We start from the raw sequence: 13,069 nt of genomic DNA, 5'->3' as shown, positions 1-13,069 counted from the left end.
TGCCGAATCCGGGCCAGCTCGGCGAGTTGGATCGCCACCTGGTAGTTGACCGAGCCTCGTGGAATTTCCCCTTCTTCGTCCGGTTCACCGGCTTCGACACCGGTCAGCAGTTCAATCGCCTCTTCGATCGTGCGCACTGCCCAGATGTGAAAGCGCCCTTCCTGGACGGCCTCGACTACCGCCGAACGCAACATCAAGTGGCAGACATTGGCGGCCGGGATCAGCACGCCCTGCTGCCCTGACAGGCCGCGCGCCCGACAGACCTCGAAGAAGCCCTCGATCTTTTCGTTGATGTCACTGACCGGTTGAACCACGCCGAACTGGTTCACGGAACCACTGACCGCGAGCGACTGCCGCACGGGAATTCCCGACAGCGCCGACAGCAGGCTGGCGAGTTCAGCCAGCGAAGCGCTATCTCCCTCGACGCCGCAATATGACTGCTCGAAAACCAGGGTGGCGCGCAGCGAGAGCGGCATCGCACACCCGAATCGCGCCGCCAGGAACGAGGAGAGAATCAGCACACCTTTCGAGTGAATCGGCCCGCCAAGCTCCACCTCGCGCTCGATGTCGACGATCTCGCCCTCGCCCATGCCGACCGTGGCCGTAATGCGTACCGGATGGGCGAACGTCGCGTCGGCCAGCGCGATCACGGCCAGCCCGTTGACCTGCCCGACATGCTCGCCGCTGGAGTCGATCAGCAGTTGCCCGCGGAGGATGTCTTCCCGGTAGCCTTCCTCGAGGCGACGGTTACGTGCGCGGCGTGCATCCAGCGCCGCTTCAATCTGCGCTCGCTCGATCAACGGCGCATCGGCCACGGCAGCCAGGTGATCGGCTTCCTGCAGGAGATCGCACAGCGGTTGCGTCTGCGTGCTGAGTTTCTCTGCGTCCCCCGCCAGGCGGGCCGCATGTTCGATGACGCGCGCCACCGCGCCCGCCGACAATGGCCGCAGGCGATCGTTCCTGGCAAGCGTGGCGATCAGCCGGGCGTAATGAAGACAGGATTCCGGCGTCCTGTCGATCTCGCTTTCGAGTTCGGCATTGATTTTGAAGAGGGACAGGACATCCGGATCGAGTTCCGCGATTACGTCATAGGTGGAACGCTCGGCAATCAGGATGACCTTGACATCGACCGGCACGGGTTCCGGCTGCAATTGCGCGGAGCCGCCGAGGCCCACCACGTCGGCAAGCGACTCGATACGGATTTCGCCGGACTGCTGCGTGCGCTTGAGTGCTGCCCACGCATGCGGCTGGCTCAGTAGCTGCGCGGCGTCAATTACCAGGAACCCGCCGTTCGCACGATGCAGCGCACCCGGCCTGATCAGGGTGAAATGACTGACCATCGTTCCCATGTGGACCCGGTGGTCGATACGTCCGACAAGATTCTGCAGGGTTGGATTGGCTTCGAAAACCGCGGGCCGCCCGCCGTCGGGCGGATTCTCCACGAGCAAATTGACGACGTAGCGCTGGCCGGCTGTCATCCCGGCATCCGGCGACGTGTCCGCTTCGCTGCCCCGGCGGGCCTCGTACGAGGCTTGGCCCGTTTCGACCGCGTCTTGCAGGACCGCATCGAGATACGCGACCACAGCCGGCAAATCGGCGTACGCGGGCCTGATCTCCGCAATCAGGTGCCCGACGGCCAGCCGCAAGGCGCGATGGCCGACCTCTCTGATCGCTTTCTGCAAGTTCCGCCGCCAATGGGGAAGCTTGCTCATCAGGCGCTGCAACTGCTCGTAGTGCGCATTGACGCCTTGGCTCAGCTTCTGTTGCTGCGCCTCCGGCAATCTGGCGAATTCCTCCTCGGAGATCGTTTTCTCAGCGTCGTCCTTGAGCGGCGCAAAGACCAGGCTGTCCGGCTCGCGCAACATCGCGATGCCATGTTTGCGCGCGTCCTCGCCCAGCGCCTGCAGTGCGGCTTCTTCGCGCGCCTTCTCTTCATCTTCCAGCGATTCGACACGACTCTGGTATTGGACATCTTCGAACGCCGCTGCCACAGCGAGTCCTACCTCGCCGGAGAAGCGCTGCATATCCTGAAAGAGTTGCCTGCCCCGGCCGCCCGGCAGCCGTAGCAGCTTCACGCCTTCCGATGCTGCGAAATCGCAGACATAGCACCAGTCCTCCGGCTGCGGCCCTTCGGGCGCCGCCGCTTCCAGGATGTGACGCACCAGTGCACGGCGCCCGCTTCCCGGCTCGCCCAGTACGAACAGATTGCAGCCGCGAACACGCATGCCGATCCCAAGCTGGATGGCGGCCACGGCGCGCGGATGTATCAGGGCAAGATCGACATCAACCAGTGATTCGGTGGTGTCGAACCCAAGGCTTTTCGGTTCACACGGCGTGTACAGCCTTTCCGGCGGAAGCTCAGCGATCATCGTCATGTGCGGGCGGGACTGGTCACTGCTGCGCTTCCAGGGCTCCGGCCAGCGCATCGTCCACCGTTTCCAGTGCCACGAAGCGAAGCAAGCTGCGCGCGTCCGCAGGAATGTCTTCGATATCGGGCATATTGCGCACGGGCAACATGATGGTCCCAATTCCGCCGCGCTGCGCAGCGAGCACCTTCTCCTTGATGCCGCCGACCGGCAATACCACGCCGCGCAAGCTGATCTCGCCGGTCATGGCCACATCCCGACGCACGGGGCGGCCCATCATCAGCGAAGCTATCGCGATGAACATCGCGACACCGGCGCTCGGACCGTCCTTGGGTACCGCACCGGCGGGCACGTGCACGTGGACATCGCTCTTGTCGAACGCGGCGCTATCGATGCGCAGGCTCGTGCAGCGCGACTTGACCAACGTCAGTGCGGCCTGCGCACTTTCCTTCATCACGTCACCGAGCTGCCCGGTCAGGACCAGCCTTCCGGAGCCGGGCGTGATGCTGGCCTCGATAAACAGCAGGTCGCCACCGGCCGGCGTCCATGCCATGCCCGTCGCGACGCCTGGCAGGCTGACCCGCATCGCCGCTTCGCTCTCGAACCTGTGATGCCCCAGGATAGCCGGCAGGTCGTCAGGTCCAATCCGAGACCGCGCGCCGGGATCCTCGGCCACGCGCATGGCCGCGTACCGGAGCACGGCGCCGATTTGCCGCTCAAGACCACGCACGCCTGCCTCGCGCGTGTACTGGCGGATGATGGCTGAGAGTCCCGCAGCATCCAGTTCGCACTGGTCGACCGTCAGGCCACAAGCTGCGAGCTGGCGGGGAACGAGAAAGCGCGTCGCAATCTGCAGCTTTTCGGCATCCGTATACCCCGGAAGCTCCAGCACCTCCATGCGATCGCGCAGCGGGCCCGGAATGCTCTCGGCCTGGTTGGCTGTGCCGATGAAGACGACGGCCGACAGGTCGAACGGCATGCCCAGGTAGTTGTCGCGGAAGGTAGCGTTCTGCTCCGGATCGAGCACCTCAAGCATGGCGGCGGCAGGGTCGCCGTGCACACCACGGCCGAGTTTGTCGAGTTCATCCAGCATCATCACGCAATCACGGGTGCCCGCCTTGCGAATGGCCTGGATGATATTGCCCGGCATGGCGCCGACATAAGTGCGGCGGTGGCCGCGAATCTCGGACTCGTCATGCAGACCACCAAGGCTTACGCGTACGAATGGCCGTCCCATCGCATGCGCGATGCTCTGACCCAGGGAGGTCTTGCCGACGCCCGGCGGCCCGAGGAAGCAGAGGATCGGTCCCTTCCCTTGCGGATTGAGCTTGCGCACAGCAAGGTATTCGAGGATGCGGCGCTTCACCTTCTCCAGGCCGAAATGCTCGTTGTCCAGAATGCGTCGCGCCTCTGCCATATCTACGGATTTCTCCTGCGGCAGGCCCCACGGCAGCTCGGTCAGCCATTCGAGGTAGCTCGTGCACATCGAGTACTCGGAAGACGCCTCCGGCATCCGCTCCAGGCGCGCCAGTTCCTTGCGAGCCTGTGTCTCGATGGAGGCCGGCATGTGGGCGCCGTCGATCGCCTCGGCCAGCCTGCGGATGTCTTCCTGGTTTTCGCCGCCTTCGCCGAGTTCGTGCCGGATAGTCCGGAGTTGCTCGCGCAGCAGCATTTCGCGCTGCCGCTGGTCGAGGCGGTCCCGGGTCTGTTCGCCAATCTCGCGCGACAGGCGCAGCACTTCGATGCGGCTGGCGACAGCATCGAGAACCTTGTCCAGCCGCTTGCCGACATCGACGGTCTCGAGGATCTCCTGCCTGCGTTCAAGCGGGATGTCGACCAGGCCTGCCACCGCGTCGGCGAGCAGCCCGGGCGAATCGATCGCCTGCAAGCCAGTCGCAAGCTCGGCGGGCACATTCGGAAGCAATCCGAGCATCTCTGCGGCGCGTTCCCTCAAAACGAGCGCGCGAGCATCGGTCGCCGCGTCGGCCTGCTCCGGGTCCGAAAGGAACTCTACCCGGCAGGCGCGCAGCGGGTGGCCAGGCAATGGTTCGCGCAGCCGGAAACGCTGCGTGCCCTGGCACACAAGGTGATGCGAGCCATCCTCAGGGTTGGTCACGTAGCGCAGCACATTGGCCACGGTTCCCATGGGGTAGAGTCCCTCGAACGCCGGATCGGCTCTCTGGGGATCGCGCTGGAGCACGATGCCGAGCGGCAATTGTTCCAGGACGGCGGCCTGCACATCGGCCTTGCTACGCTCGCGGCCTATGGATAGCGGCACCACATTGCCCGGGAACAGCACGGTATTGCGTACCGGCAGCACGATCACGCAGTCGGGAGGGAGTCCTGACCCGGGCTGGATTGCCTGGCCTGGCGGTGGCGCGTCCGGGCCGGTTGCAGTGTCTTGGTTCATGGTTTCCGTCCAAAGCGATGTGTTGCGTAACGACTCAATCCAGCCGCTCGAGTACCAGCAACAGACAGCCATCCTCGCTGCTGCGCTGGCGTAGTTGGTAGGGCCCCGGTGGCAGCGCGAGACGTCTCTCGAAGCGGCCATAGGGAATTTCCAGGCAGTGAACCGTGCCGCCACTGAACGCGCGGGGCAGGTGGCGCTGGGCGCGAATTGAGAGGACGTCGCCCTCCAGCGTCAGGTCTACGGCGTCAGGGCTGACTCCGGGAAGCGCCACGATGACTATGAGCCTGCCGCCCTGCTCGACCAGTTCCACGGGGGGCTCCCATACCGGCACTTGCCTTGATTGGCCGGCAAGGCGGAAGAACTGGAGGTGCAAATGCCCCGCCCGTTCAAGCGCTACCAGCGCGGGTTCCCACATCGGGTTGAATCTCTTGTCAGGCATGGCGAATTCCCCCCTTTCTTGCCCCGCATGGACCAGGCCCATTCCGCTGCACCGGCAACGCAGGCCCCGCTCAATCCGGTCGGACCGATGCCCCAGGTTGACCCCGCGCCGGATCGCCCCGCTCCCGGTCGTCCGCCTCAGCTTGAATGGCCGCCGCCAGCAAATTTGCAAGCACGATACGATTGGACGGATGCTCGACGGTGTCGCAACTCACAACGTCGGCAGCGACGGCGCAAAGGTCCGCGTAGGCAGTGCCGGCAAACAGCGCATGGACGCCTATGCACACTGGCGGCCGGTAGCCGTGCTCCTGCAGGCGCCTGGCGGCCTCCAGCATGGTGTGCCCCGTGGAGACGATGTCGTCGACAAGCACCGGCGTGCAGTCTCCCGCGTCAGGCAGGTTCCGTGCCGCGATATGGACGGCCATGTCGCTCAACCTGTCCTTCTCCAGCACAACGGCTGTGGCCTGGCACCGGGCTGCTATGTCCGCCACCCACTGACGGCTCTCCTCGTCCGGACCGATGATCAGCGGCGCCGTGATCTCATTGCGGATCCATTCTGCAATGGCCGGCGCAGCATGAATCGCGACGGTCGGGATGGAGAAGATCTCCGACAGACAGCGAATGCGGTGCAGGTGCGGATCGACGGTTGCCAGCCAATCGAAGTGGCCGGACAGCAATGCGGCGAAGTGCCGCGCGGAGACAATCTCTCCGGCGTGAAAGACCCTGTCCTGCCGCATGTAAGGCAGATAGGGCGCCAACAGGCCCGTCCGGGCCGCGCCATTCTCGCGCACAGCCGTTGCAAGCCACAGCAACGGCAATACCTTGGCGTCAGGGCGGTCCAGCGTGCAGACGAGGATGACATCCCGGCCCGCCACGTCCTCCTCCAGCCTGACGGCGGATTCGCCGTCAGCAAAGTGCCGCACGATGGCGTTGCCAGCCGTCGCATGCAGCGCACGGCAAAGCGCCGCGGCCTGCCGCTCGTTCCCTGGCATGGAAAAGACCACTTGCCGTGTACTGGGCTTCGGACTCATCGCGCCTCCATCGACACACCGACCGCCATAGACGCCGGTTGCCTGGCACTACCGGCGGCCGACGGCCAGCGCCACGATCGCGCCTGTCGCCGCACCGATCGCCGCGACAGTTCCGATGCATTGCCACGGATGTTCGCGGACATATAAGTCCGCCGTCTCGGCGAGCTGCCCGACACGATCACGGCCAACCTCACGCAGCGCATCGAGGCGCACCTGTAGCGCGCGCAGCCGGCCTCCGAGTTCGGTTCCCGCCTGGCTGGCTTCGGTGCCAGCCTCGTCCGCGACATCCCTGAGCAAGGCCTGTACGTCGCTGAGCAATACATTGGTGTCGCGAATCAACGCGTCCCTGTGTACCGCAAGATCTGCACGGATATCGTTCATCGTTCACTCCCTGTTCTGAAATTGCCGTCGCGGAGGCGGCAGCCATGGCGTACCGGCGCAAGGTCAATATAGGGGCGTCCTGGCACCGCGGTTTGATAAGGAACAAGACCAGGGACCAGACCGCCCTCACCCTATCCTGGTGCGCAGTGGTTCACGCCTGACGCCTCAATGCGCCGCGAGCGGTCTTTCCCCATGGCGAAGTTCGCCTCAACCCTCGGCGTTCCCCTCGCTCTTGAAAACGGCCATTGACGCTCCATATCGGAGACATGGTTGTTATCCCGGCAATCTGGCGGCGTTCTGGACAGGGGTTCGAATCCCCTCACCTCCACCTCAGCGCACCGTGACATGCGGCGCGCTAAGGTGGGGGTGTATCGGTTTCGACAGGGCGTGCAAAGGGGCGCAGGCAACCCGTCAGGCGATCGACGTAAATGAAGCAAATTCCATAAACGCCAACGATGAGCGTTTCGCACTGGCCGCCTGAGGCCAATGCCGGGGCCGCTGAAGCCTTGTAGACCAAGACAGCCGATGGGGACTTCGGTCCCCATTGTCATTTCAGCTGGTTCCTCGCTGCTGTCGTCGCCTTCCGTCTGAATGCGATGGAGGTCGAGAATCACCGCCTTGCGCTGCATCAACGTTGTCACTGGCGGGGCGCCTAACGTAGCAAAGGCAGACTAGCCCAGGAGCGAATGCGACGCGCAGCATGGCTCGCATAACCCTCCAGGTGCGCAACACCTTGGCGAAAGTACGCACGCCATGGCCATGGTCGCTGGGGGGATAATTTGGTGCGCCTCCGGGGGCCTCAGACGCAAGGGAGAGCCCATGAAGAACGAGGGAGCCACAAGCGAAAGTCCGCTGCTGACGGACCTGTACGAGTTCACGATGATGCAGGCCTACTTCGATAGCGCCATGAACGATACCGCCAGCTTCGAGTTCTTCGTGCGAAAGCTGCCGCCGGGACGCAATTTCCTGATGGCCGCAGGGCTTGAACAGGTGCTCGTATATCTCGAGAACCTGACTTTCAGCGCGGCCGACCTTTCCCTGCTTAAACAGAGCGGTCACTTTAGCGGCGCCTTCCTGAGATCGCTGGAGGGCTTCCGGTTTTGCGGCGAGGTTGCCGCCATGCCAGAAGGCACAGTGTTCTTCCCCGACGAGCCGATCCTTCGCATTACTGCCCCCATTCGCGAGGCCCAGCTCGTTGAGAGCCGTGTCATGAACCTGCTGCACTATGAAACCATCGTTGCAAGCAAGGCCGCGCGTGTGGTTCTGGCCGGACAAGGACGTACCACCCTTGTCGACTTTGGCCTACGCCGCGCCCATGGGGCCGAAGCCGGCCTGCTCTCGGCACGCGCCAGCTATCTGGCCGGGTTCACGGGGACGGCCACCCTGCTGGCCGGCGCCCGTTTCGGCATCCCTACCTTTGGCACGATGGCACACTCCTACGTGCAGGCTCATTCTGACGAACAATCGGCTTTCGAATCGTTCGCCCGCTCGCAGCCTGACAACGCCACCCTGCTGATTGACACCTATGATACCGAGGCGGCTGCGCAGAAGGTGGCTGCGCTGGCCGCTGGCCTACGGGCGGAAGGTATCTTCGTCAAGGCCGTTCGTCTTGATAGCGGTGACTTGGGCGATCACGCGCGCAAGGTACGTGCCATTCTGGATGGTGCCGGGCTACGCGACATCGGCATCTTCGCCAGCGGCAATCTCGATGAATACCGCGTACGGGACCTGATATCGCAAGATGCGCCGATCGATGGCTTCGGGGTAGGCACACGAATGAACACGTCGGCGGATTCGCCATACCTTGACTGCGCTTACAAGCTCACCGAATACGCGGGCTTGCCGCGACGCAAACGCTCCGAAGGCAAGGCCACCTGGCCGGGCAGAAAACAATCATGGCGACGCTATTCGAGCGACGGCAACATGTGTGGCGATACCGTGACGCTCGATGGCGAGACTTGCGAAGGCACGCCGCTGATGCAGCTGTGCATGGTGCAAGGCAGACGCCTGGCCGCGCCAGTGGCACTAAGCACCAGCCGCGCGCACGCCGCGCACCAGTTGGCGGCACTCCCGCCAGCATTGCGAAAGCTGGAGCCAGGGTCGACATTTCCGGTCACGATCAGCCCTTCCCTTATCGAACTGGCCCGTACCGCCGACGCACTCGGCGCATCGGCCGGGGCCGCGGCAGGATCGGCTTGAAGGAAGAATCGGGATTCCCCATCTGCAGCCCCGTGATCAGGAAGATGCATTTTGCGCCGCGCCTCCAACGCTGAACACTTCCTCGAACGCGCGCATGAAATGCGGCAAACGATCGCGCGCGAGGCAATTGATGCCTGCCGCAGCTTCCCGCCCTCCGCCACTCTCAAACTGCCGGCACAGCTTGTCGGCACCATATGGCGACGCCATCGGCGCGCGCACGCTCGCCGTGTAGCCCCCATGCGCATTCACCGTCAGAACCGCGTGGGCCAGCCTTGGGTGGCTACTTGCCAGATGGTTCGAAAAGACGCCCCGTACACGCCGCGCCCAAGCCAGGTCTGGCAACACATAAATGGCGCCGCACGGCAGCGCGATGCTGGCGCGCTGCTGCATTGCCATTTCCATGTCCTGCCGCCGTCCGTCGTGTAGCGCCCGCGTGATCGGGGCTGCAACGATAAACTGGAACGGATCTGCATAGGGAAGCAAGGCCTCATAGAGTCTGGCAGGCGGGATCCGAAGATCCGCTTCGGCATCGCCATAGGCGTTGTAGTTGATGGACTCGCCGAGCTCGCGCAACTGATGTGTCTGCCCCGCTCGCAGGAAGTGTCCCCGCGCGAGCTGGTGCGCGGCGTCGGACAGATTGTCCCCAAATGCCCCGACAATGGCCCAGAGCGCATGCTTGCCACCGAGATGACGATTCACGAGCAAACTGGTGCACACAGTGGGTGCCGTCTCAATGCAGGCCATCAATCCGGGGTGCAGCGGAATGGACCCAAAGAAGTGATGATCGAAGTACTCCACCGCGACGCCGCGTCCAAGGAGTTCAAGCAATGCTTCCCGGTTCGTATCCAGAGAGATGTCCAACACCGTCACGGCGTCGCCTTGGCGGGCGGGAACGCGCGCGAGCAGCGTCACGTCACGCTTGACGCCCGTAATCAATGAGGATGCAATCGGGTTGGCCAATCGTAGTTGATGCAGCGCGCAGATGCCGTCTGCGTCACCATTGAAGACGTCGAAGTGTGTCACGCTCGGGCACCATACGGAGAAAGGGGGAGCCGGCTAGCCATGATCCATCCTGACTTGATGTTGTTCGCACTCGACGACACGCGCGAGTTCGGCGAAAAAGTCGGCCGCCACCTGGGCGTCGAGCTATGCCCGCATGAGGAGCGGGCTTTCGAGGACGGCGAGCACAAATGCCGCCCGCTGGTGAACGTACGCGGCAGAGACGTCTTCGTCGTCCAATCCTTGCACAGCGATGCCCGCCAAAGCGTCAACGACAAGCTATGCCGACTGCTCTTCTTCATTGGCGCACTCAAGGATGCCTCGGCAGCCTGCGTGACCGCCATCGTTCCGTATCTGGGCTACGCGCGCAAGGACCAGAAATCGAAGGCCCGCGACCCGGTCACCACGCGCTACGTGGCGGGCCTGTTCGAGGCGGTCGGTACCGATCATGTCATCACGCTGGATGTCCACAATATTGCTGCCTATCAGAATGCATTCCGCTGCCGCACCGATCACCTTGGGGCCAACAAGCTCTTTGTTTCCCACTTCGCGTCGCTTCTGCGCGATGAGGAGATCGCCGTCGTATCTCCGGATGCTGGCGGCATCAAGCGGGCCGAGGATTTTCGGCAACGGTTGAGCCGTGCCCTGGCCCGCCCGGTAGCCAGCGCTTTTGCCGAAAAGCACCGTAGCGAGGGAATCGTGAGCGGTGAACTGATAGTCGGCGACGTCCATGGCAAGTGCGCCATCATTGTCGACGACCTGATCGGCACAGGGACGACCATAGCCCGTACCGTGAAAGCGTGCGGCGGCCTCGGCGCCCGCCGGATCTACGCCGCCGCATCGCACGGACTGTTCGTGGGGAGCGCCGCGCAGGTGCTTGCGGATGATGCGTTGGTACAGGTTGTTGTCACGGATACCGTACCGCCATTCCGCCTCCCCGAAGGCAAGGTCAGGGACAAACTCATCCTCCTGGACAGTGCGGCCCTGTTCGCGCAGGCGATCGCGCACAGCCACAGCGGCGAGTCGATCAGCGAACTGCTCGCCGGATAACGCCTTCGTGCGAATATGCCTGCGCACAGGCTTGCATGTGCTGCTCGGCCAGTCGCAGGTAGCATCTTGCTCTCTCGGGCCACTTTGGCGAATCACGATATATTGCCTCCCGCAAATGCCAGACGGTAATTTTCGCGCGCAAGCAGGCACTGCAACTCTGGTAGAAGTGCAACAGCGCGGCATCGGGCCTGTCGCCGGTAACGTCTCGGTAAGTGCCAATCAGTACCCGGGCAAAGTCAGGATCGCCCAGCCGCTCGCATTCGAGAGCGAGAAAGCCGATTTCGTCGGCCGTATCGAGGGTCCTGAATTGGCGAGAAAACTCCAGACAATCGATGATGGCGAGCGGCGGGGCAAGGCAGATATGTTCCGGCCGCAAATCGCCATGTGCTTCCACAATCCGGCCTTCTTTGACACGCTGATCGAAGCGCGACGGATCCTGCGCCAGCAGGCGGCGCTGAGCGAGGCAGACCTCTCTCACCAGTGCGACAGGCTGCGCGAACGCCGGGTTACTGAGTTCGCGCTCGCAATCGTCGATGTCACGGCGCAAGCGGCCCCGGTATTCATCAACCGTGACCGGCGCGGGTGGCAGCGTCATGTAGAACTCGCCCAGGCGGGTTGCCACTGCGCGCGCGTCCTCCTGCGTCGCGGTGCCTTGGGATAGTGCCTTGTCCAGCATGCGATCGGCCGGCAGCCGGCGCATCTTGACCAACCAGTCGACCACCGCACCCTTGCCGCCTAATCGAGCGGTGCCGCCCGGTTCCAGGACCATAGGCACGACATCAAGATAGACGGAACCGGCCAGTCGCCGATTCAAGCGCACTTCTTCCGTGCAGTAGTACTGTCTTGCCGCAAGCGTACGAAAGTCGAGATAGTCATAGCGCACCGGCTTCTTGAGCTTGTACGCATAGTCGGGAGTGAGGAAGACCCAGGACATGTGGGTCTCCACCACTTCCACATCCCGCGGATGATCAGGGTAGATCCCAGGTTGACGCAGCAGCGCCACCTTGGCCGCAACCGGCATCGAGTCATTGGGCACTGCCGCACTGTTCCATGCCATTTCGGGAATCTCCCATCCATGTCGCGACCCCTCATAAGGAGTCGGGCCCTATAGCAAGATCGGCATGTGGTGTGGGGCAACGGTTTCTCAGGCGTCCGAATCCGGCTCTTCGCTTTCGAGAATTTCCAGAATGCGTGCGGACTTTCCCTCCAATTCGAAGCCGGGGCGATGCCGTAACCGCTGGTCGGAACGCAACCATGTGAAGGCTTCTAGGACTTGTGCACGGGTAGGCCCTTCGTCGAGAATCATTTCGACCACCTGATCCTCCACGGGTCCGACTATGTCGCGGATCTCGCTGGCGGTAGCGGCCTGCGGTGCTGCGTTGTGCGTATCCATTGCCACTCCTCGCAAAAGGGACCGCCCACGTGACCGAGGGCAGCGAAGTGGATGCCGTGCTTGTGCGCGAAGACGGGATCGACGAGAGTGGCGATGCAATCGTCGCCGAACTCTCGCCGCGATCACAGCCTGTCGTCAGGCACCCTTCACCGGAATCTTCTTTGCCGCACTTTGCGCCTCGACCGTCTTGGGAAGCGTGATCGTCAGCACACCCTTGTTGAACCTGGCTTCAATTTTGTCGGCATCAACGCCGTCGGGGAGTTGGAAGTAGCGCTCAAAGGAACCAAAGCGGCGCTCGCGCAGGTAATAGTCCTTCTCCTTTTCCTCCTTCTCCTCGCGCTTTTCGCCTTTGATGGTCAGGCCGCCATTGGCGAGCTTCACTTCGATATCCTTCTCGTCCATCCCCGGTAGCTCGGCCGTCAGCTCATAGGTCTTCTCCGTTTCGGAAAGGTCCACGGACGGGGCGGAAGGCATGCTCCAGTCATGCCGCCAGAATGGCTCGAGGCCGAACCGCGGCAGGCGTGCCGGCGTGAAGCGCGTGCCGTGATCGAAATCGTCAAACAAGCGTTCCATCTCACGCCGCAGGCTCGCAATGGGGTGCCAGGCCTGGGGGGACCAGGGGTGCTTGGCGACGTCTTCGCTTTTCTTCACGGGCACCGTAGTTTGAGATTCAGCCATTTCAGGATCCTCCTGTGGGGTCAATGTAGAAATCATCCTAGGCGCTCTCGCATTGGGCAATTTGACTCCTGTCAAAGCTACATGACAGTGATTGGGCGGCTTTGGCACGGCATGGAAGGCGACG

General features: G+C 63.1%; 10 protein-coding genes, 1 other RNA gene and 1 pseudogene. 3 read left to right on the top strand and 9 right to left on the bottom strand.

The annotated features are described in order from the left end of the window. Positions 1 to 761: 761 nt before the first annotated feature. The 5 genes and pseudogenes from K2O51_RS35785 to K2O51_RS18455 all read right to left on the bottom strand — a co-directional run. Positions 762 to 2,225, bottom strand: a pseudogene (locus K2O51_RS35785) (AAA family ATPase); the annotation flags it as partial. A gap of 166 nt (positions 2,226 to 2,391) precedes the next feature. Then, positions 2,392 to 4,776 (bottom strand): endopeptidase La, encoded by a 2,385-nt coding sequence (lon, locus tag K2O51_RS18470; RefSeq protein ID WP_220631475.1) that lies wholly within the window; start codon positions 4,774 to 4,776, stop codon positions 2,392 to 2,394. 34 nt (positions 4,777 to 4,810) lie between these two features. After that, on the bottom strand, positions 4,811 to 5,215 hold the full coding sequence (locus K2O51_RS18465; RefSeq protein WP_245001931.1) for an Hsp20/alpha crystallin family protein: 405 nt from the start codon (positions 5,213 to 5,215) through the stop codon (positions 4,811 to 4,813). Between the two features lie 70 nt (positions 5,216 to 5,285). Further along, positions 5,286 to 6,245, bottom strand: coding sequence for a ribose-phosphate pyrophosphokinase (locus K2O51_RS18460; protein WP_220631474.1), 960 nt, complete (start codon positions 6,243 to 6,245; stop codon positions 5,286 to 5,288). Between the two features lie 48 nt (positions 6,246 to 6,293). Further along, complete coding sequence (locus K2O51_RS18455; protein WP_140949175.1) at positions 6,294 to 6,626, bottom strand: ElaB/YgaM/YqjD family protein; 333 nt, start codon at positions 6,624 to 6,626, stop codon at positions 6,294 to 6,296. Between the two features lie 218 nt (positions 6,627 to 6,844). Between K2O51_RS18455 and ssrA the strand changes: the two genes are divergently transcribed. Both ssrA and K2O51_RS18445 read left to right on the top strand, forming a co-directional pair. Then, positions 6,845 to 7,176, top strand: a transfer-messenger RNA (tmRNA) gene (ssrA, locus tag K2O51_RS18450). A gap of 269 nt (positions 7,177 to 7,445) precedes the next feature. After that, entirely contained in the window at positions 7,446 to 8,825 is a 1,380-nt protein-coding gene (locus K2O51_RS18445; protein WP_220631655.1) for a nicotinate phosphoribosyltransferase, read from the top strand. Positions 8,826 to 8,861: 36 nt separating this feature from the next. Here K2O51_RS18445 and K2O51_RS18440 read toward each other — a convergent pair whose 3' ends face one another. Further along, positions 8,862 to 9,848 carry an acetyltransferase gene (locus K2O51_RS18440; protein WP_220631473.1) on the bottom strand — a complete coding sequence of 329 codons (987 nt, stop codon included), beginning with the start codon at positions 9,846 to 9,848 and terminating at the stop codon, positions 8,862 to 8,864. 39 nt (positions 9,849 to 9,887) lie between these two features. On the opposite strand from K2O51_RS18440, the gene K2O51_RS18435 reads away from it, so the two are divergent. Beyond that, positions 9,888 to 10,874 carry a ribose-phosphate diphosphokinase gene (locus K2O51_RS18435; protein ID WP_220631472.1) on the top strand — a complete coding sequence of 329 codons (987 nt, stop codon included), beginning with the start codon at positions 9,888 to 9,890 and terminating at the stop codon, positions 10,872 to 10,874. On the opposite strand, the gene K2O51_RS18430 is transcribed toward K2O51_RS18435, so the two are convergent. The 3 genes from K2O51_RS18430 to K2O51_RS18420 all read right to left on the bottom strand — a co-directional run bounded on the left by K2O51_RS18430 (position 10,852) and on the right by K2O51_RS18420 (position 12,945). Beyond that, complete coding sequence (locus tag K2O51_RS18430; protein WP_245001930.1) at positions 10,852 to 11,931, bottom strand: hypothetical protein; 1,080 nt, start codon at positions 11,929 to 11,931, stop codon at positions 10,852 to 10,854. The two genes, K2O51_RS18435 and K2O51_RS18430, sit on opposite strands and share 23 nt — an antisense overlap. An 87-nt stretch (positions 11,932 to 12,018) precedes the next feature. After that, positions 12,019 to 12,267, bottom strand: coding sequence for a hypothetical protein (locus K2O51_RS18425; protein ID WP_140949179.1), 249 nt, complete (start codon positions 12,265 to 12,267; stop codon positions 12,019 to 12,021). Between the two features lie 135 nt (positions 12,268 to 12,402). Next, positions 12,403 to 12,945 carry an Hsp20/alpha crystallin family protein gene (locus K2O51_RS18420; RefSeq protein WP_140949180.1) on the bottom strand — a complete coding sequence of 181 codons (543 nt, stop codon included), beginning with the start codon at positions 12,943 to 12,945 and terminating at the stop codon, positions 12,403 to 12,405. Positions 12,946 to 13,069: the final 124 nt, after the last annotated feature.

This window comes from Cupriavidus pinatubonensis (assembly GCF_019602855.1).
Lineage (GTDB): Bacteria > Pseudomonadota > Gammaproteobacteria > Burkholderiales > Burkholderiaceae > Cupriavidus > Cupriavidus pinatubonensis.
The sequence above is the reverse complement of the archived record's forward strand: the minus strand, read 5'-3'. Positions and strand labels throughout refer to the sequence as shown.

Excerpts from the sequence above, each read along its gene's own strand:
- lon (WP_220631475.1), bottom strand. The coding sequence starts at position 4,776 with ATGAACCAAGACACTGCAACCGGCCCGGACGCGCCACCGCCAGGCCAG.
- K2O51_RS18465 (WP_245001931.1), bottom strand. The coding sequence starts at position 5,215 with ATGCCTGACAAGAGATTCAACCCGATGTGGGAACCCGCGCTGGTAGCG.
- K2O51_RS18460 (WP_220631474.1), bottom strand. The coding sequence starts at position 6,245 with ATGAGTCCGAAGCCCAGTACACGGCAAGTGGTCTTTTCCATGCCAGGG.
- K2O51_RS18455 (WP_140949175.1), bottom strand. The coding sequence starts at position 6,626 with ATGAACGATATCCGTGCAGATCTTGCGGTACACAGGGACGCGTTGATT.
- K2O51_RS18445 (WP_220631655.1), top strand. The coding sequence starts at position 7,446 with ATGAAGAACGAGGGAGCCACAAGCGAAAGTCCGCTGCTGACGGACCTG.
- K2O51_RS18435 (WP_220631472.1), top strand. The coding sequence starts at position 9,888 with ATGATCCATCCTGACTTGATGTTGTTCGCACTCGACGACACGCGCGAG.
- K2O51_RS18430 (WP_245001930.1), bottom strand. The coding sequence starts at position 11,931 with ATGGCATGGAACAGTGCGGCAGTGCCCAATGACTCGATGCCGGTTGCG.
- K2O51_RS18425 (WP_140949179.1), bottom strand. The coding sequence starts at position 12,267 with ATGGATACGCACAACGCAGCACCGCAGGCCGCTACCGCCAGCGAGATC.
- K2O51_RS18420 (WP_140949180.1), bottom strand. The coding sequence starts at position 12,945 with ATGGCTGAATCTCAAACTACGGTGCCCGTGAAGAAAAGCGAAGACGTC.